The following is a 23,928-nucleotide window of genomic DNA, read 5'->3' as shown; positions in this document are numbered from 1 at the left end:
AGCTATCATCTTTGCTCGCTTTTTTGATATAATAGAAAGAAAAACAGTCGCAGGGGACAGGATTCTGCGACAGATTTGAGGAAATGACAGTGAAATTAATTTTTATGGGAACGCCTGACTTTTCAGCAACGGTCTTAAAAGGCCTGCTGGAAAGCGAACAATATGAAATTTTAGCAGTGGTCACTCAACCAGACCGAGCGGTGGGTCGTAAAAAGGAAATCCGCATGACACCGGTCAAGGAAGTGGCTTTAGCTAACGGCTTGCCAGTTTACCAACCAGAAAAGTTAGCTAAAAGCGCGGACTTGGAAGAAATTATGAGCTTGGGAGCTGACGGCATCGTGACAGCAGCCTTTGGTCAATTTCTGCCGAGCCGCTTACTGGACAGCGTTAACTTCGCGGTGAATGTCCATGCCTCTCTCTTGCCTAAATACCGTGGCGGAGCGCCCATTCATTATGCTTTGATAAATGGTGACCAAGAAGCTGGTGTGACCATTATGGAGATGGTCAAGGAGATGGACGCTGGTGATATGATTGCCAGTCGAGCGACAGCCATTGAAGAGTCTGATAATGTCGGAACTCTCTTTGAAAAACTAGCTATGATTGGTCGCGACCTTCTTTTAGAAGTCTTGCCAGCCTATGTAGCGGGAGAGATTCAAGCCCAGCCTCAAGATCCAGAGCTGGTGACTTTTTCACCGAATATCAGCCCAGAGCAAGAGAGGATTGATTGGACAAAGACCAGTCGCCAGATTTTCAATCAGGTTCGGGGCATGAATCCTTGGCCGGTGGCCCATACCTTACTAGCTGGCCAGCGCTTCAAGATTTACGAAGTTAGCCAAGTAGAAGGCAGCGGTCGTCCAGGTGAAATCCTGACGATCAGCAAGAAAGAATTAGTGATCGCAGCGGGGCAGGGTGCCCTTTCTCTAAAGACGGTGCAGCCATTCGGCAAGCCTAAGATGGACATCAAGGACTTCCTCAACGGTCTGGGTCGAAGTTTAGCAGTAGGTGATGAATTTGGAAAGTAAGCAAAAAAGAGCCCGCGAGCTTGCTCTGGAAATTCTGGAAGAAGTCTTTGAAGAGGGAGCTTATTCCAATATTGCCCTTAATAAGGCTCTGAAACAGAGTACCCTCAGTTCAGCTGATAAAAGCTTGGTTACCGAGCTGGTTTATGGTACAGTTGCTCGGAAAATCACTCTGGAATGGCAATTGGCTCATTTTGTGGAGGATAGAGACAAGCTGGATGCTTGGCTTTACATCCTGCTTGAGCTCAGCCTTTATCAGATGCTCTATCTGGATAAAATCCCCCAGCATGCTGTTGTCAATGAAGCCGTTGAGATTGCAAAAGGCCGTAAGCGTGGCAGTGAAAAATATGTCAATGCGATCCTGCGGAAGATCGAGCGGGAAGGCGCAGCTGATCCGACTACCATCAAACGCAAGAACAAGCGCTACTCAGTCCAGTATTCTCTGCCGGTCTGGTTGGTCAAGGTTTTGATTGACGAATACGGGGAAGAACGCGCGGAATCCATCTTTGCTAGTCTCTTTGAGCGCAACAAGGCCAGCATTCGAGTGACGGATGTGACTCGAAAGGAAGAAATTAAAGCAGTTTTGGATGCGGACGATTCGCTCTTGGCTCCTTCAGCCTTGGTCAAGAGGCAAGGCCATTTTGCTGGTCATGAGTTCTTTGAAAAAGGCTTGATCACTATTCAAGACGAGTCTAGCCAGCTAGTTGCTCCGACCTTGCATATCGAAGGCCATGAGCAGATTTTGGATGCTTGCAGTGCGCCGGGTGGCAAGGCTGTGCACATGGCTTCCTATTTGACGAGTGGTCAGATTACAGCCTTGGATCTTTACGACCATAAGCTGGACTTGATTCGTCAAAATGCAGAACGTCTAGGCTTGACAGATAAAATCACCACTAAAAAACTGGATGCGACCAAGGTGTTTGAGACTTTTGGACCAAATGCATTTGATAAAATCCTAGTAGACGCTCCCTGCTCTGGTATCGGTTTAATTCGCCGCAAACCAGACATTAAGTACAATAAAGAAAACGCTGATTTTGAAAATTTACAAAAAATTCAGCTGGATATACTAGACAGCGTTTGTCAAAGTCTACGTAAAGGTGGTATAATAGCTTATAGTACTTGCACGATTGTGTCTGCAGAGAATTTTGAAGTAGTTAAGAAATTTCTAGAGAGACACCCAAATTTTGAGCAAGTTAGACTAGAACATGAAAGAGAAGATATCGTGAAAGACGGCTGTATCTTGATTACGCCGGAATTATATGGAAGCGATGGATTTTTTATCAGTCAATTTAGGAAGATATCAGACTAAGAGGAGGAAACTGATAGTATGGAAATTTCAATATTAACAGATGTTGGTCAAAAGCGGACAAATAATCAGGATTATGCCAATCTTTTTGTGAATAGGGCTGGCAAGACCATGATTATCTTGGCTGATGGTATGGGTGGTCACAGAGCTGGTAACATTGCCAGCGAAATGGCAGTAACAGACCTGGGTGCCGCATGGGTTGATACTCAGATTGACTCAGTGAACCAAGTCCGTGAATGGTTTGCAGAGCATTTGGAACAAGAAAATCGGCGCATCCACCAATTTGGTCAAGACGAAGAATACAAGGGCATGGGCACGACGCTAGAAGCTTTAGCCATTATTGATAATCAAGCTATCTATGCTCATATTGGTGATTCTCGAATTGGCTTGATTCGTGGTGAGGAATATAGCCAATTAACCAGTGACCATTCACTTGTTAATGCTTTGCTCAAGGCTGGACAGATTACACAAGAAGAGGCGGAACGCCATCCACAGAAGAATATTATCACTCAATCTATCGGTCAAAAAGACGAAGTGCAGCCTGACTATGGCATGATCACGTTAGAAGATGGTGATTACCTTTTGCTCAACAGTGACGGTCTGACCAATATGATTTCAGACAGCGAAATTTATGATATTGTCACCAGCGATATCAGCCTATCTGAAAAAACTGAAACCTTAATTCGCTTTGCCAACAATGCTGGAGGGCTGGATAATATCACAGTTGCTCTGGTTCATTTTGACAAGGAGGAACAGGAATGATTCAAATCGGCAAGATTTTTGCCGGGCGATATAAAATCATCAAACAGATTGGCCGTGGAGGCATGGCAGATGTCTATCTGGCTCGAGATCTGATACTTGATGGTGAGGAGGTTGCTGTAAAGGTTCTTAGAACCAATTATCAGACGGATCCTATTGCAGTTGCCCGCTTCCAAAGAGAAGCCAAAGCAATGGCGGACTTGGATCATCCTTACATTGTCCGGATTTCCGATATTGGAGAAGAAGATGGTCAGCAATATCTGGCCATGGAATATGTGTCTGGGCTTGACCTTAAGCGCTATATCAAAGAAAATTCTCCACTTTCAAACGAAGAAGCAGTCAGAATCATGGGGCAAATCCTACTGGCTATGCGCCTGGCGCATACACGCGGGATTGTCCACCGTGATCTAAAACCACAAAATGTCCTCTTGACACCAGATGGCGATGCTAAGGTAACAGACTTTGGGATTGCCGTGGCTTTCGCAGAGACCAGTCTGACCCAGACCAATTCGATGCTGGGGTCGGTGCATTATCTTTCACCAGAACAGGCACGGGGTTCCAAAGCCACTGTTCAGAGTGATATTTATGCCATGGGGATTATTTTCTATGAGATGCTGACAGGGCATATCCCTTATGACGGAGATAGTGCTGTGACGATTGCTTTGCAGCATTTCCAAAAGCCCCTGCCTTCAATCATCGCAGAAAATCCGAATGTACCTCAGGCCTTGGAAAATGTGGTCATTAAGGCAACGGCTAAAAAGCTGAGCGATCGCTATCAATCCGTTGCAGAGATGTATGTTGATTTGTCCAGTAGCTTATCTTATGACCGTCGAAATGAAAAGAAACTGGTCTTTGATGATGGGGTAAAGGCAGATACTAAAACTTTGCCAAAAGTTCCTCCAATTCCTCAGTCAGCTCCAAGTCCTGTCGCAGAAGCAGTGGCTCCTAAAGCTGCGGCTGATGTGAAGAGAGAGGCCCCTGTTTTAAAAGCTCCAGTCAAAAAGCCGAAAAAACGTCATTTAAGAGCTAGATACAAAGTTATGTTTTTAGCTATTCTCTTAGTTTTTGCAGCCTTCTTCTTTCTGATCTACAAGAGTCCTGCTAATACTACGGTTCCAGATGTAGCAGGACAAACAGTGGCAGAAGCCCGTTCGACCATTACTGCTAAGGGTCTTGAGGTAGGAGAGATCAAGGAGGACTACAGTGATAAAGTGGCGGAAGGTAAGATCATCAAGACAGATCCACCAGCCAATAGTCAACGTCGTGAAAACAGTAAAGTGGATTTGATTGTCTCCAAAGGAGCAAAAACCTTTACAGTAGAAAATTACGTCGGTAAGAAGTCCTCAGAGGCGATTGAACATCTGAAAAGCACTTACAATATTCCTGAGAAGCTGATCAAGATCGTAGAAGAAGAAAGTTCTGATGTTGAAGAAGGAGTGGTCATCAGCCAAACTCCAGCTGCAGGTTCTTCTTATGATGTGACGTCAAATAAACAGATTACTCTGACCGTTGCTAAAACAGTGACTACTGTTCCAATGCCGGACTTTGGTCATCTCCAAGTTTCGTATGCCTATGCGAGGTCCTATCTGATGGAGATGGGAATCGCTTCGTCTCGTATTGAGCGAGTGATTGATCGCTCCGTGGAGTCCAGTCAAGCTGATTTGGTGACAGCCCAGTCTCCAGCAGCTGGTCAAGGTATTAAATTGAAATCAAATACCAAGATTACTTTCTACGTGACAGATGGTACGGTAACAAGTTCTTCTAGTACAAGCGAACGTTCATCGTCGTCATCGCCTTCCAGCAGCACCACGAGTGAGAGTGAAAGTCACTCTAGCTCTTCCAGCAGCTCTACAACAGCATCTACGGACCATCAATAAGGCGACTAGCTACAGTTATCCTATCTAGTCTATTTTAGACTTTGTAGAGAAATAGAAGTATATCCCTTGATTTTCAAGGCAGACTATGCTATAATCATTTTAGTGAATATAAAAGAGAGGCGAGGAAGTATCTTCGCCTCTTGTCTGTGAGGAGGTGCAGTCTTATCGCAACGATTGTTGAATTAGTAAGAGAAGTCATTGAGCCAGCCATCCAAGACCCCTATGAATTAGTAGATATTGAATACGGCAAGATGGGCGGTGACTATGTTCTCAGTGTTTTTGTAGACAAGCCCGAGGGGATTACGGTCAATGATACAGCAGATTTGACTGATATTATCAGTCCTCTGTTGGACTCTATCAAGCCCGATCCTTTTCCTGACCAGTATTTTCTGGAAGTGACTAGCCCAGGCTTGGAGCGTCCGCTGAAGACCAAGGAAGCTGTGGCAGCTGCAGTTGGAAGCTATATCCATGTCAGCCTTTATAAGGCACTGGATAAAAATAAGGTTTTCGAAGGAACGTTGCTTGGATTTGAAGATGATGTCTTGCTCATGGAATATATGGATAAAACACGCAAAAAAGAAGTTGAAATTCCATATAATCTAGTGTCAAAAGCAAGACTGGCCGTTAAATTTTAGTAACAGATCGCAATAATATAATGAAGAAAGGAATACTTTTGCTTCAGCAAAAGTTACATGAAGATGAGTAAAGAAATGCTAGAGGCCTTCCGTATTTTGGAAGAGGACAAAGGTATTAAAAAAGAAGATATTATCGAAGCAGTGACAGAATCCCTTCGCTCTGCTTATCGTCGTCGCTACGGTCAGGCAGACAGCGCAGCCATTGAGTTTAATGAAAAAACAGGTGATTTCCATGTCTATACTGTCCGTGAAGTCGTGGACGAGGTCTTTGACAGCCGCTTGGAAATCAGTCTCAAGGACGCCTTGGCTATCAGTTCTGCCTATGAGCTAGGAGACAAGATCAAGTTTGAAGAAGCGCCAGCTGAATTTGGCCGGGTAGCAGCTCAATCTGCCAAGCAGACCATCATGGAAAAGATGCGCAAACAAACTCGTGCCATCACTTACAATACCTACAAAGAACATGAAAATGAAATCATGTCAGGAACAGTAGAGCGCTTTGACAATCGCTTTATCTATGTCAACCTGGGCACTATTGAAGCACAATTATCTAAACAAGACCAGATTCCTGGTGAAGTCTTTGCTTCTCATGACCGCATCGAAGTTTTTGTCTACAAAGTAGAAGACAATCCGCGTGGTGTCAATGTTTTTGTTAGCCGTAGTCATCCAGAGATGATCAAGCGCTTGATGGAACAGGAAATTCCTGAGGTTTACGACGGAACGGTAGAAATCATGAGCGTGTCTCGTGAAGCGGGCGATCGGACCAAGGTAGCGGTTCGCAGCCACAATCCAAACGTGGATGCTATCGGAACCATCGTCGGACGTGGTGGTGCCAATATCAAGAAGATTACCAGCAAATTCCACCCAGCCAAATACGATGCTAAAAGTGGTCGTATGATTCCGACTGAGGAAAATATCGATGTCATCGAGTGGGTTGCTGATCCAGCCGAGTACATCTACAATGCCATTGCTCCAGCAGAGGTCGATCAAGTTATCTTCCATGCAGAAGACAACAAGCGAGCTTTGGTTGTTGTGCCAGATAATAAACTTTCTCTGGCTATCGGCCGTCGTGGTCAAAACGTTCGCTTGGCAGCTCATTTGACTGGCTTCAGAATTGATATCAAGTCAGCCAGCGAATTTGAAGCAATGGAAGCAGCCAACGAGCTTGGTGGATTTGGCCAAGATTACGTAGCAGAAGAAGTACCAGCCGAAGTCGATGCCCTTTCAGCAGGATTTGAAGCAGAAGAGCTGGCAGATGGTACAGAAGTGGCAACTGAAATCGAACTCGAAGAAAGTGAAGCAGTAGCCGCAGAATAAGGGAGGCAGATATGGCAAAAACAAGAAAAATCCCTTTAAGAAAATCAGTTGTGTCAAATGAAGTGATTGACAAGCGTGATCTGTTGCGCATCGTCAAGAATAAAGAAGGTCAGGTCTTCATTGATCCGACAGGCAAGGCTAATGGGCGAGGTGCTTATATCAAGCTAGATAATGAAGAAGCTCAGCAGGCCAAGAAAAAGCGGGTCTTTAATCGTAGTTTCAGTATGGAAGTAGAAGAAAGCTTCTACGACGAACTGATTGCCTATGTCGATCACAAGGTCAAGAGAAGAGAGTTGGGTCTTGAATAAAGAAAAACTAGCAAACTTGCTGGGTTTGGCCCAGCGGGCTGGCCGCATCATTTCAGGAGAAGAATTGGTCATCAAAGCCATCCAAGAAGGCAAGGCTCATCTGATCTTTCTAGCTGAAGATGCAGGACCAAATCTGACGAAAAAGATTACTGATAAAAGCCATTATTACAAGATAGAAGTGTCAACCGTGTTTTCAACACTGGAATTAAGCACTGCGATTGGCAAGGCTCGTAAAGTAGCCGCCATCACAGATGCTGGTTTTACAAAGAAAATGAGGTCTCTTATGCAATAGAAGAGGAGGACAAGAATTGTCTAGAATTAGATTGTACGAAATCGCAAAAGAATTGGGGAAGGAAAGTAAAGAGGTAGTAGCTCGGGCTAAGGAATTAGGCCTAGAAGTCAAAAGCCATTCTTCCAGCGTAGAAGAAGAAGCAAGCCAGCGCATTAAGGCTAGCTTCGCAACTAAAGAAGTTGCTAAGCCTCTTCCAGAAAAAGAGGTGAATTCCCAGCCAGCACCAAATAAAGTAGCTGAAAAACCAGCTGCTCCAGTCCAAAAGGAAGTGGCCCCTGCTAGAAAAGAAGAGCCAAAAGTTGTTGAAGCAGCGGTGGCTGAAGCCCCTGCTAAACCGGCTCCAGCTCGGCCACAAAGTCGAAATTTTAAGGCAGAGCGTGAAGCGCGTGCCAAGGAACAAGCAGAGCGACGTAAGCAGCAACAAAATCGGAAACCACAAAATTCTGACCAGAAGGAAAGTAAAGAGCGTGATCGTCATGACCGCAAGGCCAACAACGATCGCCAAGAGCACCGCAATGACCGTCGTGATAATCGTGGTCAAGATGGCCGTCGGAATGGTCAGAATCATCAAGGATTTAAGGGTCAAAACCGCCAACAGCCTCAAAGTCCGAAAATTGACTTTAAGGCTCGGGCAGCAGCTCTGAAAGCAGAGCAAAATGCGGAGTATGCACGTTCTAGTGAGGAGCGTTTTAAACAGGCCCAAGCAGCTAAAGAGGCACAGGAACGCCAGAATAGACGAAAAGAGCCAGTCCAAGCAGAGACAACAACTGCTGAAGTATTTAAAGCTACTCCGGCTGAAACAGTCCAACCGGCTGCTCCTGCACCAGCACAAGCTGCGGTAGATACTCGTCGTAAAAAACAAGCTCGACCAGATAAGAAGCGCGATGATTTTGATCGCGAAGAAGAAGGTCCAAGAAAACAACAAAAGAATCGAAATAGTCAAAATCAAGTGAGAAATCAAAGAAACAGTAACTGGAATAACAATAAGAAAAATAAAAAAGGAAAAGGTAACCAGAATCAGGTTCCAAAACCTGTTACAGAACGCAAGTTCCATGAGTTGCCAAGCGAATTCGAATACACAGATGGCATGACCGTTGCGGAAATTGCAAAACGGATCAAGCGCGAGCCAGCTGAAATTGTTAAGAAGCTCTTTATGATGGGCGTGATGGCAACACAAAACCAATCTCTTGACGGTGATACTATTGAGCTCCTAATGGTGGATTACGGTATCGAAGCTAAGAAGAAGGTAGAAGTGGATACAGCTGATATTGAGCGTTTCTTTGTCGAAGAAGGCTACATCAATCCAGATGAATTAGTAGAGCGTCCGCCAGTTGTGACTATCATGGGACACGTTGACCATGGTAAAACAACCCTCTTGGATACTCTACGTAACTCTCGCGTTGCGACAGGTGAAGCAGGTGGTATCACTCAGCATATCGGTGCCTACCAGATTGAGGAAAATGGCAAGAAGATTACTTTCTTGGATACACCTGGACACGCGGCCTTTACTTCGATGCGTGCGCGTGGTGCTTCTGTTACCGATATTACCATCTTGGTCGTAGCAGCTGATGACGGTGTTATGCCTCAGACTATTGAAGCGATCAACCACTCTAAAGCCGCTAATGTGCCAATTATTGTGGCCATCAACAAGATCGATAAGCCAGGTGCCAATCCTGAGCGTGTGATTGGTGAATTGGCTGAGCATGGTGTTATGTCAACTGCTTGGGGTGGAGATTCTGAGTTTGTTGAAATCTCAGCTAAGTTCAACCAAAACATCGATGAACTTTTGGAAACAGTTCTGCTTGTAGCAGAAATTCAAGAACTCAAGGCAGATCCGACAGTTCGTGCTATCGGTACTGTTATCGAAGCCCGTTTGGATAAAGGAAAAGGTGCAGTTGCAACCCTTCTCGTCCAACAAGGTACGCTGAATGTTCAAGATCCAATTGTTGTCGGAAATACCTTCGGACGTGTTCGTGCTATGACTAATGACTTAGGTCGTCGTGTCAAAGCGGCAGGTCCATCTACGCCGGTTTCTATCACTGGTCTCAACGAAACTCCGATGGCAGGTGACCACTTTGCCGTCTATGAAGATGAAAAAGCTGCGCGTGCAGCTGGTGAGGAACGTGCTAAACGTGCCCTTCTCAAGCAACGTCAAGCTACTCATCGTGTCAGTCTGGAAAATCTCTTTGATACCCTCAAAGCCGGTGAAGTTAAGTCTGTTAACGTCATTATCAAAGCCGATGTACAAGGTTCTGTAGAAGCCTTGGCTGCTTCCTTGCAGAAGATTGAAGTGGAAGGTGTTAAGATCACCATTGTCCACTCAGCGGTTGGTGCTATCAATGAATCCGACGTAACTTTGGCAGAAGCTTCAAATGCCTTTATTATTGGATTTAACGTTCGTCCTACACCGCAAGCTCGTCAGCAAGCAGAAGCTGATGATGTAGAAATCCGTCTTCACAGCATTATCTATAAGGTTATCGAAGAAATGGAAGATGCCATGAAAGGAATGCTGGACCCAGAATACCAAGAAAAAATCATCGGGGAAGCCCTTATCCGCGAAACTTTCAAAGTTTCCAAGGTTGGTACTATCGGTGGATTTATGGTTATCAATGGTAAAGTTACCCGTGATTCCAAGGTTCGTGTTATCCGTGATGGCGTCGTAATTTACGACGGTCAGTTGGCTAGCTTGAAGCACTTCAAGGATGATGTGAAAGAAGTCACTAACGGCCGCGAAGGTGGTCTCATGATTGACGGCTATAACGATATCCAAGTGGATGATACGATTGAAGCCTACATCATGGAAGAAATCAAGAAATAAGAGAATTCCGCCGAAAACTCCCAGTGAAAAGCATATTGAGTGGAAGTCGATACTTCTATCCCAAGCACCTTTTCGCAAAGAGTTTAGAGCGAATTTCATTCAACTAAAATTAAAAATATAAGCTAGGCTAGGCCTAGCTTATATTGCAGAAGAAAAAATTAGAAAGGAAATCCTATGGCAAATCATTTTCGTACCGACCGTGTAGGAATGGAAATCAAGCGTGAAGTCAATGAGATTTTGCAAAAGAAGGTCCGTGATCCACGTGTCCAAGGTGTGACCATTACCGATGTCCAAATGTTGGGCGATCTGTCTATGGCCAAGGTCTACTATAGCATCATGAGTGACTTGGCTTCAGATAATCAAAAGGCACAGCTGGGCTTGGAAAAGGCAACCGGTACCATTAAGCGTGAACTGGGCCGAAACCTCAAGATGTATAAGATTCCAGATTTGACCTTCGTCAAAGATGAGTCTATTGAGTACGGTAATAAGATTGATCAAATGTTACGCAATTTAGAAAAACATTAATGAAAAGAGTGAGATGGGGCAGTGTTTACGAGCCCTGTCTCATTTTTATTTTTGCAAATACTTTTTAAAAGTTTTGAAAAAAGGTGTTGACAAGTGGAGATTATCCTGTTATACTAGTAAAGTACTCAATCGCGGGGATGGCGGAATTGGCAGACGCGCAGGACTAAGGATCCTGTGACCGCTTTAGGTCGTGAGGGTTCAAGTCCCTCTCTCCGCATAGGATTAGCTGACTTCGGTCAGTTTTTTTGTTTTCTCAAAGAAGCTGAAGATGTCTGAATTCAAAAATTGCTTGGGAATTACTTAAAATTTCAGGAAAAACTAGCAATTTTAATGAAAAAGTGATAAAATAAACAATGTAAGTGGTTCATTCCACAAAAAATTAGAGGAGGCCTATTACAAATGGCAATCGTTTCAGCAGAAAAATTTGTCCAAGCAGCTCGTGACAATGGTTATGCAGTTGGTGGATTTAACACAAATAACCTTGAGTGGACTCAAGCTATCTTGCGTGCAGCAGAAGCTAAAAAAGCACCAGTTTTGATCCAAACTTCAATGGGTGCTGCTAAATATATGGGTGGTTACAAAGTTGCTCGCAACTTGATCGCTAACCTTGTTGAATCAATGGGTATCACTGTACCAGTAGCGATTCACCTTGACCATGGTCACTACGAAGATGCACTTGAGTGTATCCGAGTTGGTTATACTTCAGTTATGTTTGACGGTTCACACCTTCCAGTTGAAGAAAACCTTGAAAAAGCTCGTAAAGTTGTAGAATTTGCTCACGCAAATGGTGTATCAGTAGAAGCTGAAGTTGGAACTATCGGTGGTGAAGAAGACGGAATCATCGGTGATGGTGAATTGGCTCCAATCGAAGATGCTAAAGCAATGGTTGCAACTGGTATCGACTTCTTGGCAGCTGGTATCGGTAATATCCACGGTCCATACCCTGCAAACTGGAAAGGTCTTCATCTTGACCACTTGCAAAAATTGACTGAAGCTGTACCAGGATTCCCAATCGTATTGCACGGTGGTTCAGGTATCCCTGATGACCAAATCCAAGCAGCTATCAAACTTGGTGTTGCAAAAGTTAACGTTAACACTGAATGCCAAATCGCATTCGCTAACGCAACTCGTAAATTTGCTCGTGACTACGAAGCAAACGAAGCAGAATACGACAAGAAGAAACTCTTCGACCCACGTAAATTCTTGGCTGACGGTGTAAAAGCTATCCAAGCATCAGTTGAAGAACGTATCGACGTATTCGGTTCAGAAGGTAAAGCATAAGAAGCTTGTAAAAGCTTGATATAACAGGGTTTATCCGATTTGGATAAACCTTTTTTCTTTGTTTTGCCACAAATTTGCCATACTTATTTAGTTAACGAATCTAATACAGGAATAATTAGATCTTTTGTTTTTTGTGTAAGGTGCAAATAGATATCTCTAACACGACTTCCTCGTGTGTGCCCAACACGATCTTGAATTGCTTCGAGTGGAATTCCTTGCTCAGCTAAAAAGCTGATATGTGTGTGACGAAAAATGTGAGTTGAAATAGAATCATCATTAGTACGAGAGTTTGAGCGATGATATTTAACATTTGAATCAGAATGATAAGAATAGCTAGTACAAAAGCTTCAAATATTTTAAAGATGGCATAAAACATAGTAATTGAACATATGATATAATAGAATGAAATCAAGTAATGGCAATATATTCAACTTAATCGAAATAGTATAGAATTACGAGGAGATTATAAGATGACCGATTATATAAAATTAAATGAAGATAGATGGAATAATGTAAAAAATGACTATACTGAGCCACTGACACATGAAGAATTAGAAGAAGCTAGAAATAATCCCATTTCTGTTGCTTTAACTGTTGGGAAAAAAGTTCCGAAAGAATGGTTTGAAAAAGCAAATGGAAAAAAGATATTAGGGTTAGCTTGTGGTGGTGGACAGCAGGGGCCAGTTTTTGCTATAAAAGGTTATGATGTCACCATAATGGATTTTTCTAAATCACAATTAGAAAGAGACGAGATGGTTGCTAAAAGAGAAGGATTAAAAATCAAGACGATTCAAGGCGATATGACAAAAGCATTTCCCTTTGAAGATGAAACTTTTGATATTATTTTTAACCCGGTTTCAAATGTATATATAGAAGATTTAGAAAACATGTATAAAGAAGCCACTCGAGTATTGAAAAAGGGTGGACTGTTAATGGTCGGATTTATGAACCCTTGGATATACATGTATGATGCTGACATTGTATGGGACAAACCTGATGAGGAATTACTTTTAAAGTTTTCAATACCTTTTAATTCAAAAGAGCTTGAAGAGGAAGGCAAGATAACCATAAATCCAGAATATGGATATGAATTTAGCCATACCTTAGAAACTCAGATTAGAGGACAACTTAAAAATGGTCTCGCTATGATAGATTTTTATGAATCATGTGATAAAAGAAATAGATTATCACGTTATGGAAATGACTATATAGCTACACTTTGCATTAAACTATAATGTTATAGAACATACTTCAGGAGAATAGCCCATTTTATTTTCCTTAAGGGTTAAAATCTAAATCTCAGTTTGTCGAAGCAAAACAATTAAATAAAATGATAGAGAGGAAGTAAAAGCAAATAGCTGATACTTCCTTTTTTCTTGTCAAACATTCAAAAACGGAAAGGAGAATTTATGGAAGAACTGAAGAACACAGATAAACAAGGCATTAGCACAAAGAGAAAGATTGGAAAGACCACCTATGAGGTTCTTGTCCATTTCAATGAAAATGCAACTGAAGCAATGCAAGAAAAACTTACAAGAATAATGCTGAGGGAGCTTAGGAGAAAATTGGATGAAAAAAGATGATTTTGATTAAAAAGTCCTTGGCAAGTAGCAACAGGAAAAACAGTGAAGTCTATTCTAATTTCATGTAGTGCAAGGCTTGCATAATATAGGAAATATAAACGAATAATCAGGCTATAGATAGAAAATCTCGCTCCAGTGGGATTTTTCTTGTATAATGAAGCTAGAAAGTAGCTGATGGAGGTAAAGAAAGGTTGAAATGCAAGGAAAAGATATTTAGTGCTGTCATTGATCGGCCGGTCGGTTTTAAAGATTCTTTTGGGAATGTCTATCTGATTAATTATGGTTATATCCCTGAGCTGATGGGTGGAGATGGCGAAGAGCAGGATGTGTATATTATTTCCCGTGACCCGCAGCAGCCTCTGGAAAATTTTACAGGAAAGCTGGTTGCTATCATCCATCGGCGTGATGATATAGAAGACAAGTGGGTCTTGGCTCCTGCTAATGAGGAGATTGACAAAATTTTGATAGCGGAGCAGACTCAATTTATGGAGCAGTATTTTGATTCTTGGATTGAGATGGTGGAAGAGAGCAATGATTCAAATCCTTAATATCCATGATAAAGACCAGAAATCGGCTCTTGTGAGCGCTGTTCTAAATGGTTTAGCTTAATAATGAAAGTCTATATTCGATTAAGCTTTCCTAAATATCGGATAAAATTACAAGACGGTAATTCACGAAAAAAATCGCATGGATGAATCTAAAATGATTTGTCCATGCGATTTTTATATTTAAGGAACTATCGTGAGCAAAGGTTTATCTAGCAGAATAGAAATGTTTACGCTTCTTTCTTTTTGAGCAAGATGAGACCACCACTTGTAGCCAGAAGAATCGTTGCGACTGTAAAGAGAGCAGAGTTTTCCTTGCTTCCTGTTTGAGGGAGCTGGGCCTGCTGAGTATTTGTTGCTTTTTGGGCTGTAGCGGTAGGCTGTGCTTCGCTTGTTTTCTGAGCGAGGCTTTCTAGTTGCTCTTCTCTTGCTTTCGGAGCTGTCGGTTTGTCAGCTGGTTTGCCTGCTTGTTTTGGCTGAGGTTTTTGGTTCAAAATTTCAACAATTTCGACACTTGGTTTGTGAGTGACAGGCATATCTTTCAGCTCAACCAATTGATTTCCAAAGACAGCGTTCGATACCCAACGGTAGAAGTGAATGGTATGCAGACGGTTGGTTGGGTTTCCAGCATAAACGAAGAGCGGATGTTCCTTGTAATTACCAGAAATAGCAACGATTTTATTGGCTAATTTTTCATTGCCTGGCCACCAGCCTGCAATGTAGTAGTCACTGTCTGCAATAGTCGCCAAAGTCTTGAAGTTGGCAGGGGCTTTTGCGATCCAGTTTCCAGAATTAGAATAGAAGAGATCATTCTTCTTATAGCCGCTAGTCAATGGATCTTTATCGTCTATAATAGCCTTCATCAGCCCTTCAAAATCGCTGCCGCCAGAGAATCTTTCCGCATCAAATCCATCTAGAACACCGAGTTTTTCAAGGCGTTGCATAGCAGAGCCACCCACTACAATGGTTGGTTTGCGACCAAGAATAGACTTGTCAAATTTGTTGCTTTCAAGGACGATGACATCAGCTTCATCAGGCGTATCGACAATATCAAAGCCTAGATTTTTCAGTGCCAGAGCGGTATGAGTAGGTGAGTCCACTCCTGCCCAGTAGAATTGATGAGGGGGTGCATAGACCTTCAGTGCTTTTAAGCTTGGCCCTTCCGGAACCTTATACAAGGCATCTCCATAAATAGCATAATCACCTAAGAGATTTGCAAAGGTTGATGTATCAACGATATAGCCATCTTCTGTCAGATAGACTTTCTTACCTTGGCGAATGGCTTGGTTGACAGCTTTGACCGTGCTATCAGATGTATTAGCAATGACATAGTAAGGTGCTGAGTAGTTGATATCGCGCGTCCGAGTAGCACGGAGAGCAGTGACTTCGCCGAGTTTGCCATCAAAGAGTTTATCTTTAAAGATAGGCTCAGCTTTAAAGCCTCTCATATCTGGGAAGTTGACCAAAAGTTCAGCATACATGGCAGCCCAGGCAGATTCGTTTGATCCTTTGTAGAGGATATGGTTGGCATAGCCGCGCTTAGCTTGAGACATATCGACAACCAGGTCACCCTTCTTATAGTTGCCAACATCTTCCTTCAATTCTTGAATGACAACACCGTTTCTCTTGAAGTATTCAATCATGTTAAAGGCTTGTTGGGAATCATTGTCTTTGTCGAGTCCCATTGGGATAACATAATAGTCAGGGAAGAATTTTTTCTGACCATTTTTCACCCGTCCAACAACCTTGCCGTCAGGTCCGACCAACTCATTTTCAGCTTTTGGATCTTCAACCTTGTTGATGCCACGGAGATAGAAGTTAAGGCGCATTTCCATGAGCTTGTCAGGATTTTGGGACAGGTAAGAGATACCTCCAAGGACGGCGTGATAGCCAGCCTTGTAGGATTCCTGATTGCCCTCAGGGATTTCAACGGTATGTCCTAATATTCCATGGTACATAGCATAAACGCCTGTGTAGCCAGAGAAGGAGTCATCCCAGCCATCGCCCCAGTCTAGTTTAGGAATGATGTAGTGGTCATACTTGGAATTGGCAACACCGGCGCGGCCCATGTGGTGGGCATTTTCCAACATATTTTTTGACAGAAGGTCATATTCAAAGTTTGGATCGTGCGGCGGTGTCGCTGGCTCGATCAAGAATTCTTTAACGAATCCATGAATGTCATAAAGTGCAATTGGATTCCATTTGTTAATGAGTCCAGCTACAGTACGGGTTTCTGGGTTGGCCTGATAGCTAGTATCGCGGTTTGGATCAATTCCGTTAGCTAGGGCACGGGTATTGGCAACATCTCCGTCAGGATTTTCAGTAAAATCAAAGAGGAAAATGAATTTCTTGAGGAGTTCTTTGACACTGAGTGTGACAGTCTTAGCATTGCCATTAGCATCAGTGGTTTGGAAAGAAATTTGATCTTTGGTCGCAAAAGTATTGAAGAGTCCAGTGATGATATCGATAGCAGGTTGTTCATCGGCGTGGGTATTGTTGATAAGGACTGGAAGTTTATAGTCCAGCGTACCATTTTTCAGAGCAGCTAACATTTCAGCTGGTTTAGTAAGGGCGACTTTATTGGTTGTATTGAGATAGTCGTCAATGCTCTTTTGGTCGGAGCTGATGATACCCAACTTGATATCGCGACCCTGAGCACTCTTTCCGATGTTTTCAATCTGTACCAAGCGATCCGTTTTAGCATCTTGTCGACTCTTTTCGATAGCTGCCAGCATTTCATCGTGGGTATGGAAATCTTCGTAGGGACGAAGGACAATATTCTTGCGAATAGTCAGGCCAAGATCTTCGCTGGTTCCGACTAATTCATGAGTTCCCATAAAGTTGCGGTAGGTTCTACGGATATTGTTTGGTGTCCGCAGGCTTAAGTCTTGCCCAAATAATTCATTAAATTTTAGGGAAACTTTGAGGTCATTTCCATCAGCTTTTTCTTCAACAGTGACAAATGGATCGCCTGTGAAGCTTCCATCATCCATCTTCCAAGTTTTCCACTCGCTAATAGGCTTGTTGTCCAGTGTCCAAGTGATTTTACCAGCTTGAGCTCCTCGCTCTTGAATAGTTTCTTCTATGCTGGCTTTTTCGGACATGTAAACCTTACTGTCGGCAAGTTGAACCTTGTTTTCTTGGGGCATAGCTGCGCGGACTTCTGTTTTAGTCGTAGTATCCAGTTTTTGGCTAGCATCAGCTGCTTTTTCATCTAGGGCTGTAGAAGGAAGACTTGGAGACTTGCTGTCCGTAGCTTCAGATGGGCTACTTTTCTCTAGTGAATCAGCTTGTGGAGTAGTTGAGGGTTCTTCAGCCTTCTCTGTACTTGCAGGTATAGGCTGCTCCACCAGAGAACTGATTTTGCTGCTGTCTTGCGGAAGTTCAGCAGGGTTAAGCGTATCAGCCGCCGCATTTCCTTGAGCTAAAACGGCCAATAGAACCGCAGCGGATAGGCTGAGGGCTTGTGTGTATAAGCGTTTCTTATAAGAATTTTTCATAAGAAACCTCCTTTTTAATGTGTTCTTTAAGTTTAGTATAACAGAGTTTGAAACCGTTTACAATTAAAAACATAGATAAAAAATAAACTTCTAACAAAAGAAAGAGATATGTGTAATTTCTGAAGAGTGTTTGAGTCTGATATTGAAACAGCCCGTAATATTCGCAGTTTGGGTTTCTGCAATTTCATGCAAAAAACAAGCATTTATGCTACAATATTAGCAATAAAGATGATTGGAGCAAACGATGAAAGCGATTATTACGGTTGTTGGAAAAGATAAGGCAGGGATTGTGGCTGGTGTAGCTAGTAAAATTGCCGAGCTGGGGCTCAATATTGACGATATTTCACAAACGGTTTTGGATGAGTTTTTTACCATGATGGCTGTCGTTTCTAGCGACGAAAAGCAGGATTTTGCAGCACTTCGTAGTGAATTTGTGGCCTTTGGTCAGACGCTTAATGTCAAAATCAATATTCAAAGCGCAGCGATTTTTGACGCTATGTACAATATCTAAGGAGAGGGCACATGGATATTAGACAAGTTACAGAAACCATTGCCATGATTGAGGAGCAGAATTTTGATATTCGGACCATTACCATGGGCATTTCTCTCTTAGACTGCATCGACACAGATATTGATCGGGCGGCAGACAAGGTATACCAAAAAATTACGACAAAAGCGAAAGATTTAGTTTCAGTCGGGAATGAGATTGCAGCAGAGCTCGGGATTCCTATCGTCAACAAGCGGGTCTCCGTGACTCCGATTTCTCTGATTGGGGCAGCTACGGACGCTACGGACTATCTGCCTCTGGCTCATGCTCTGGATCGGGCAGCAAAAGAAATCGGTGTTGACTTTATCGGCGGCTTCTCAGCCTTGGTCCAAAAGGGCTATCAAAAAGGCGATGAAATCCTCATTAATTCCATTCCGCGTGCTTTGGCGGAGACGGACAAAGTCTGCTCCTCTGTCAATATCGGCTCAACCAAGACTGGCATCAATATGACGGCAGTTGCGGATATGGGGCGGATTATCAAGGAAACAGCCCAGCTTTCTGACATGGGGGCGGCCAAGTTGGTCGTCTTTGCCAATGCGGTAGAGGACAATCCTTTCATGGCGGGCGCTTTTCATGGTGTCGGTGAAGCGGATGTGGTCATCAATGTCGGTGTTTCTGGGCCAGGTGTTGTCAAGCGAGCCTTGGAAAAGGTCCGTGGTGAGAGCTTTGATGTGGTGGCTGAAACGGTCAAGAAAACGGCCTTCAAAATCACCCGTATCGGCCAGTTGGTCGGTCAGATGGCCAGCGAGCGTCTGGGCGTCAAGTTCGGGATTGTTGACTTGAGTTTGGCGCCGACGCCAGCAGTCGGGGATTCAGTGGCCCGTGTCTTGGAAGAAATGGGTTTGGAAACAGTCGGTACCCACGGTACGACAGCGGCGCTTGCCCTGCTCAATGACCAAGTCAAAAAAGGCGGTGTCATGGCCTGCAATCAAGTGGGCGGACTATCTGGTGCATTCATTCCTGTTTCTGAAGATGAGGGCATGATTTCAGCTGTGCAAAATGGCTCGCTCAATCTAGAAAAGTTAGAAGCTATGACAGCAATCTGCTCGGTCGGTTTGGATATGATTGCCATTCCAGAGGAAACGCCAGCTGAAACCATCGCAGCCATGATTGCGGATGAAGCGGCGATTGGCGTTATCAATCAAAAGACGACAGCTGTTCGGATTATTCCGAAGGGCAAGGAAGGTGATATGATTGAATTTGGCGGGCTCTTGGGAACAGCTCCGGTCATGAAGGTCAATCAGGCTTCGTCAGCTGCCTTTATCGCGCGTGGCGGCCAGATTCCAGCACCGATTCACAGTTTTAAAAACTAAGTAAATAGGGGGTCTGTTTAGACAGACCCTTTCCCTCTGCCTTGCTCAGTCAAGTGCGAGGCAAATAAGCCACTCTTAGACGAGTGGCCTTGATGAAAAAAGGAGATATTCATGGCAAAAACAAAATTATACATCATCCGGCATGGTAAGACCATGTTTAATACTATTGGTCGAGCTCAGGGCTGGTCGGACACTCCCTTAACTGAAGAAGGCGAACGTGGTATCCGTGAACTAGGGATTGGGCTAAGAGAGTCTGGCTTGGAATTTACCCAGGCTTTCTCGAGCGACTCTGGTCGAACCATTCAGACCATGGGGATTATCCTAGAAGAGCTGGATTTGGTAGGGAAGATTCCTTATAAGTTTGACAAGCGTATTCGAGAGTGGTGCTTCGGGAGCTTTGACGGGGCTTATGGTGGCGATCTTTTCCGTGGAGTGATTCCAAGGGTACGTGACACTGACAATTATAAAGAGCTGACTCTCCCAGAATTGGCTGACGGTTTGGTTGAAGTGGATACGGCTGGCTGGGCTGAACCATGGGAGCAACTCAGTGGGCGGATTTTAGCTGGATTTACAGCTATTGCTCAAGAAGTGGAAGCTGCTGGTGGAGGCAATGCTTTGGTCGTCAGCCATAGTATGACCATTGGGACTTTTGCCTATCTGCTCGATAAATCCATTAGCAAAAATCCTGAAGTTGACAACGGCAGTGTGACAGTCGTCGAATATGAAAAAGGACAATTTACGATTCAGATCTTGGGAGATGTGTCCTACCGTGAAGTTGGTGCCAAAATATTGGACGCTAAATAAACGGTTGAAAGAAAATATGGCAATAATTGAGCTTTCTTGAGCTGCTTTCTCTCAATCTTAGAAACTACTTTTTTTCAGAAACGTGATATAATGAGAGGAGAATAAGGGGGAAGTGTATGGCAAAAACAAGATTATACCTGATCCGGCATGGTAAAACGATGTTTAATACAATCGGACGAGCTCAGGGCTGGAGTGATAGTCCGTTGACAGCAGAAGGCGAACGTGGCATCCATGAATTAGGAATTGGTTTGCGAAAAGCGGGTATTGATTTTAAACTAGCTAGATCCAGTGATTCGGGTCGAACCATTCAGACCATGGGAATTATTCTGGAAGAGCTGGGCTTGACTGGAAAGATTCCTTATCGGTTTGACAAGCGCATTCGAGAGTGGTGTTTTGGCAGCTTTGATGGTGGCTATGATGGCGAGCTCTTTATGGGGGTCATGCCTAGGGTCTTTAATATTGACCATGTCCATCAACTCAGCTATGCCGAGCTGGCAGAAGGCTTAGTAGAAGTCGACACGGCTGGATGGGCTGAGAATTGGGAAAAACTCAGCGGCCGAATTTGGCAAGGCTTCTCAGAGATTGCTGAGGAGCTGGAGGCTGCGGGTGGTGGCAATGCTTTGGTAGTTAGTCATGGCATGACCATCGGAACCTTTGTCTATCTAATTAATCGCATGCAACCTCATGGCCTAGGCAATGGTAGTGTGACCATCGTAGACTATGAAGATGGACAATTTTCAGTTGTTTCCATCGGTGATATGTCCTATCGTGAAGTTGGAGCGAAAGAGCTGGAGGACAAGTCTTGAGACGAGGTCGCCATGAAAGAAAGAGAAAACTCTCTCTGTTTCGACTAATAAATAGGCTCTTATTTCTAGGAATTGGGATCAGTTTGCTGTTTGCTCTATTGCGAGTGCAAGACATGGATGAAGACTTCTTAACTTTTATTAGTCGTGGTTTGGGAGTCTGGACCTCTGACTTGCCCAAGGTGTCAGTTGATGATTGGGAGTTGACTTTAATTAATCGTAGCCATTTACAGGAAGAGTCTCATCCTAAGTTGACCCAAATCGATGATATTCAGGTAGATAGTCGGATTGCTGAAAATACCAGACAATTTTTAGCTGCAGCTCGGGTCATTGCGCCAGAGGAAACTTTGATTTCGGGCTATCGTAGCCGAGCGGAGCAGACAGAGCTCTATGAAGAAGCCCTAGCTTTGGCCGAAGAAGAAGGCCTGTCTCGGCAAGAAGCGGAGCAAGAAGTGCAAAAGCGGATCCAGCTGCCAGGTGCCAGTGAGCATCAGACAGGCTTGGCGATTGATATGAGCGAGCCAAAAGGTCAGAATGATGAAGTAGCAAATAAGATTGCGGAAATTGCCCCTAAATACGGCTTTATTCTGCGCTATCCTGAAGGGAAAAGCGATATTACTGGTGTGGATTTTGAAAATTGGCACTATCGTTATGTTGGCCTAGAGTCGGCCCAATATATGCAAAAACATCATCTAGTTTTAGAGGAATATCTGGCCCTTTTGAAAGAGTCAGCTCGGTAAATCGTTACAATCCATTGATAGACAAAAAATCAGCTGCTCAAATGAGCAAGCTGATTTTTAAATAAACAATAGTTCTGGAGTTTGGTCTAATGCTTTTAATACATGTTAAGAGATAAAAAGTAATCTCGCTTTAATTAAGAACCTGATTATTTAAGCAATCTATAGAAATACAAGTGCGTAGATTGACATATTTGGGAAATGAGCGTATAATCGCAATATGATTGAGTGCTCACTCAATTTGTAGACGAAAAAAGGAGTTCATGAAATGGTTGTTCAAGCAATACAATATAGTCGTTTCGGTGATGAAGAAGTGTTAGATTTAGTGAACATTAAATCTGATTCTTTGAAAGTGAATCAAGTGAGGATAGAAGTTTATGCAGTTGGTTTAAATCCTATTGATTATAAGACTTTTGAGGGGGCAAAGCCACTCCGATTTCTATCTTTTATGACGAAACTAAAGCAACCAAGTCGTTGGTTTGAGTCAAAATCATCTCTTTTTCCAAGAGGTGTTGGTCGGGATTTTGCTGGAGTTATCACAGAAGTTGGTGAAGGAGTAAGTCGGTTTGCAGTAGGCGATAAGGTTTTTGGAACAATGATCAGTGACCCTGGATTAGGCACCAAGAGGGGAGCTTTGGCAACAGAAATTTGTGTCAATGAATCGGAAATTGTTTTGAAACCAGATATGATTGATATGAATCATGCTGCTACTATGGGGGTAGCCTCTCTAACAGTGGGAGGTGCTTTTAGAAAAATTGAGTTAAGTTCTAAAGATGTTGTAGTTATTTCAGCAGCGGCAGGTGGTATTGGAAGTATTGCAGTACAGTATGCAGTTGCTAAGGGGGCAACGGTTATCGGAATTGCAAGTAAGAAAAATTCAGAATATCTGAAGTCCTTAGGCGCCATACCAGTAGCTTACGAAGAGAACATCCAGAATGCTCTTCTATCAGCAAGTCCAAAGCCGATTACAAAATTCTTGGATTGCTATGGAAGTGATTATGTTAAATTAGCTTTCAGTTTGGGATTGAAGGGCACGGATATTGGAACGCTAGTACCTTCACCATATGTTATGATAAAAGGTGCCCAGTTCACAGGTCCGAGACATTCCACATATGATGATTTTAAAGTTCTAGCGGAAATGGTCTCAGATGGGAAGGTTCGGCTGAATATTGATCAGGTTTATGATTTTTCTCTAAAGTCAGTTAGAGAGGCATATCGTAGTCTGAAGTTGGGGCACACTCGAGGCAAAAAAGTCGTAAAAGTAAGAGAGTAGAAGAGAGGTGTAGCAATGGATAGTTTAGAACAAAAGTATGCTCAGACATTAGAAAATAGCACCTTGAGTTTAAAACAACGTCAAGTATTATTATCAAGTCTAAAGTTATTTTCAGAAATTGGCTTTGAAAATACAACAGCCAGCCTTATTGCTAAGGAGGCTGGGGTTTCAGAGGGGACCGTTTTTAGTTACTTTAAAACCAAGGAAGGAATATTAGAAGCTATTCTGTCGACTTTTCTCGAACAAGTTATTCCAGATGTGATTGCTGATTTTTCTGAGAAGAAATTTACAGCAAACCAAGAGAGTTTTCCAGTGTTTTTGAGAAGCATTGTTCGAGATAGACTAGTTTTCATTCAGGAGAATCAAATGCAAGTTAAAATTATCTTGAGCCGTTCTTTTATTGATAAAACTATTTCTAGTCAGTTAGGGAATGTTATTGTTCACTCTATCATTAAGCCAATTAGTCCAGTTCTGAATCAGTTTAAAGAAAATGGTGTTATCCGAGATTGGTCAAATGAAAGAATCGTTCGTTATATTTTAGCTTTGAGTCTTTCTTATGTTATTCCAATGATGTTAAATGATAAGGAAGATGTGAACATAGATGAAGCAGTAAACGAAATTGTTGAATGCCTATCTTCTGCCTTAGTAGAAGTAAAATAAATCTTGATTTTTAAGCTTACTATTAAAAA

23 protein-coding genes and 1 tRNA gene are annotated in these 23,928 nt (G+C 43.1%); 22 read left to right on the top strand and 2 right to left on the bottom strand.

Annotation, left to right across the window (positions count from 1 at the left end):
- Positions 1 to 83 precede the first annotated feature (83 nt).
- From fmt to D8797_RS00335, 12 genes are all read left to right on the top strand, one after another.
- Entirely contained in the window at positions 84 to 1,022 is a 939-nt protein-coding gene (fmt, locus tag D8797_RS00390; protein WP_125378851.1) for a methionyl-tRNA formyltransferase, read from the top strand.
- A complete protein-coding gene (rsmB, locus tag D8797_RS00385) occupies positions 1,012 to 2,328 on the top strand; it encodes a 16S rRNA (cytosine(967)-C(5))-methyltransferase RsmB (RefSeq protein WP_185780813.1) in 1,317 nt (438 codons plus the stop codon). The genes fmt and rsmB overlap by 11 nt, the downstream gene beginning before the upstream one ends.
- An 18-nt stretch (positions 2,329 to 2,346) precedes the next feature.
- Positions 2,347 to 3,087 (top strand): Stp1/IreP family PP2C-type Ser/Thr phosphatase, encoded by a 741-nt coding sequence (locus D8797_RS00380; protein WP_125378849.1) that lies wholly within the window; start codon positions 2,347 to 2,349, stop codon positions 3,085 to 3,087.
- Entirely contained in the window at positions 3,084 to 4,961 is a 1,878-nt protein-coding gene (gene pknB / locus D8797_RS00375; protein ID WP_125378848.1) for a Stk1 family PASTA domain-containing Ser/Thr kinase, read from the top strand. The genes D8797_RS00380 and pknB overlap by 4 nt, the downstream gene beginning before the upstream one ends.
- A 146-nt stretch (positions 4,962 to 5,107) precedes the next feature.
- Complete coding sequence (rimP, locus tag D8797_RS00370) at positions 5,108 to 5,596, top strand: ribosome maturation factor RimP (RefSeq protein WP_045498833.1); 489 nt, start codon at positions 5,108 to 5,110, stop codon at positions 5,594 to 5,596.
- Positions 5,597 to 5,659: 63 nt separating this feature from the next.
- Positions 5,660 to 6,910, top strand: coding sequence for a transcription termination factor NusA (gene nusA, locus D8797_RS00365; protein ID WP_310437722.1), 1,251 nt, complete (start codon positions 5,660 to 5,662; stop codon positions 6,908 to 6,910).
- Positions 6,911 to 6,921: 11 nt separating this feature from the next.
- A complete protein-coding gene (gene rnpM / locus D8797_RS00360) occupies positions 6,922 to 7,218 on the top strand; it encodes an RNase P modulator RnpM (RefSeq protein ID WP_045498837.1) in 297 nt (98 codons plus the stop codon).
- Complete coding sequence (locus D8797_RS00355) at positions 7,211 to 7,510, top strand: YlxQ-related RNA-binding protein (protein ID WP_061911094.1); 300 nt, start codon at positions 7,211 to 7,213, stop codon at positions 7,508 to 7,510. Before rnpM ends, D8797_RS00355 begins: the two co-directional genes overlap by 8 nt.
- A gap of 16 nt (positions 7,511 to 7,526) precedes the next feature.
- A complete protein-coding gene (gene infB, locus D8797_RS00350; RefSeq protein ID WP_125378846.1) occupies positions 7,527 to 10,328 on the top strand; it encodes a translation initiation factor IF-2 in 2,802 nt (933 codons plus the stop codon).
- A 174-nt stretch (positions 10,329 to 10,502) separates the two neighbouring features.
- Entirely contained in the window at positions 10,503 to 10,853 is a 351-nt protein-coding gene (gene rbfA / locus D8797_RS00345) for a 30S ribosome-binding factor RbfA (RefSeq protein ID WP_005590924.1), read from the top strand.
- Positions 10,854 to 10,984: 131 nt separating this feature from the next.
- Positions 10,985 to 11,070: transfer RNA gene (locus D8797_RS00340), tRNA-Leu, on the top strand.
- Positions 11,071 to 11,252: 182 nt separating this feature from the next.
- Entirely contained in the window at positions 11,253 to 12,134 is an 882-nt protein-coding gene (locus D8797_RS00335) for a class II fructose-bisphosphate aldolase (RefSeq protein WP_125378845.1), read from the top strand.
- An 83-nt stretch (positions 12,135 to 12,217) separates the two neighbouring features.
- On the opposite strand, the gene D8797_RS00330 is transcribed toward D8797_RS00335, so the two are convergent.
- A complete protein-coding gene (locus D8797_RS00330) occupies positions 12,218 to 12,388 on the bottom strand; it encodes a tyrosine-type recombinase/integrase (protein ID WP_257001501.1) in 171 nt (56 codons plus the stop codon).
- 216 nt (positions 12,389 to 12,604) lie between these two features.
- On the opposite strand from D8797_RS00330, the gene D8797_RS00325 reads away from it, so the two are divergent.
- From D8797_RS00325 to D8797_RS00315, 3 genes are all read left to right on the top strand, one after another.
- The gene (locus D8797_RS00325; RefSeq protein WP_125378844.1) at positions 12,605 to 13,369 is read left to right on the top strand and encodes a class I SAM-dependent methyltransferase; all 765 of its coding nucleotides are present in this window, start codon (positions 12,605 to 12,607) and stop codon (positions 13,367 to 13,369) included.
- 174 nt (positions 13,370 to 13,543) lie between these two features.
- On the top strand, positions 13,544 to 13,717 hold the full coding sequence (locus D8797_RS00320) for a transposon-encoded TnpW family protein (protein WP_125378843.1): 174 nt from the start codon (positions 13,544 to 13,546) through the stop codon (positions 13,715 to 13,717).
- 191 nt (positions 13,718 to 13,908) lie between these two features.
- Entirely contained in the window at positions 13,909 to 14,265 is a 357-nt protein-coding gene (locus D8797_RS00315) for an inorganic diphosphatase (protein ID WP_062006382.1), read from the top strand.
- Positions 14,266 to 14,492: 227 nt separating this feature from the next.
- Here D8797_RS00315 and D8797_RS00310 read toward each other — a convergent pair whose 3' ends face one another.
- Positions 14,493 to 17,762: an LPXTG-anchored zinc carboxypeptidase gene (locus D8797_RS00310; protein ID WP_125378842.1), complete on the bottom strand. Its 3,270-nt coding sequence runs from the start codon at positions 17,760 to 17,762 to the stop codon at positions 14,493 to 14,495.
- A gap of 244 nt (positions 17,763 to 18,006) precedes the next feature.
- Here D8797_RS00310 and D8797_RS00305 point away from each other — a divergent pair, with 244 nt between their 5' ends.
- From D8797_RS00305 to D8797_RS00275, 7 genes are all read left to right on the top strand, one after another.
- Entirely contained in the window at positions 18,007 to 18,273 is a 267-nt protein-coding gene (locus D8797_RS00305; protein ID WP_048766186.1) for an ACT domain-containing protein, read from the top strand.
- Positions 18,274 to 18,284: 11 nt separating this feature from the next.
- A complete protein-coding gene (locus D8797_RS00300) occupies positions 18,285 to 19,622 on the top strand; it encodes a PFL family protein (protein WP_125378841.1) in 1,338 nt (445 codons plus the stop codon).
- A 111-nt stretch (positions 19,623 to 19,733) separates the two neighbouring features.
- On the top strand, positions 19,734 to 20,426 hold the full coding sequence (locus D8797_RS00295) for a histidine phosphatase family protein (protein ID WP_125378840.1): 693 nt from the start codon (positions 19,734 to 19,736) through the stop codon (positions 20,424 to 20,426).
- 116 nt (positions 20,427 to 20,542) lie between these two features.
- Entirely contained in the window at positions 20,543 to 21,232 is a 690-nt protein-coding gene (locus tag D8797_RS00290; protein WP_045498873.1) for a histidine phosphatase family protein, read from the top strand.
- Positions 21,233 to 21,336: 104 nt separating this feature from the next.
- Entirely contained in the window at positions 21,337 to 21,969 is a 633-nt protein-coding gene (locus tag D8797_RS00285) for a M15 family metallopeptidase (RefSeq protein ID WP_376739404.1), read from the top strand.
- A gap of 265 nt (positions 21,970 to 22,234) precedes the next feature.
- Positions 22,235 to 23,239, top strand: coding sequence for an NADP-dependent oxidoreductase (locus D8797_RS00280; RefSeq protein WP_125378839.1), 1,005 nt, complete (start codon positions 22,235 to 22,237; stop codon positions 23,237 to 23,239).
- Positions 23,240 to 23,254: 15 nt separating this feature from the next.
- Complete coding sequence (locus tag D8797_RS00275; protein ID WP_125378838.1) at positions 23,255 to 23,899, top strand: TetR/AcrR family transcriptional regulator; 645 nt, start codon at positions 23,255 to 23,257, stop codon at positions 23,897 to 23,899.
- Positions 23,900 to 23,928: the final 29 nt, after the last annotated feature.

Origin of the sequence: Streptococcus cristatus, assembly GCF_003944225.1 — a bacterium.
Taxonomy (GTDB): domain Bacteria; phylum Bacillota; class Bacilli; order Lactobacillales; family Streptococcaceae; genus Streptococcus; species Streptococcus cristatus_K.
This window is presented reverse-complemented; position numbering and strand designations above follow the sequence as displayed.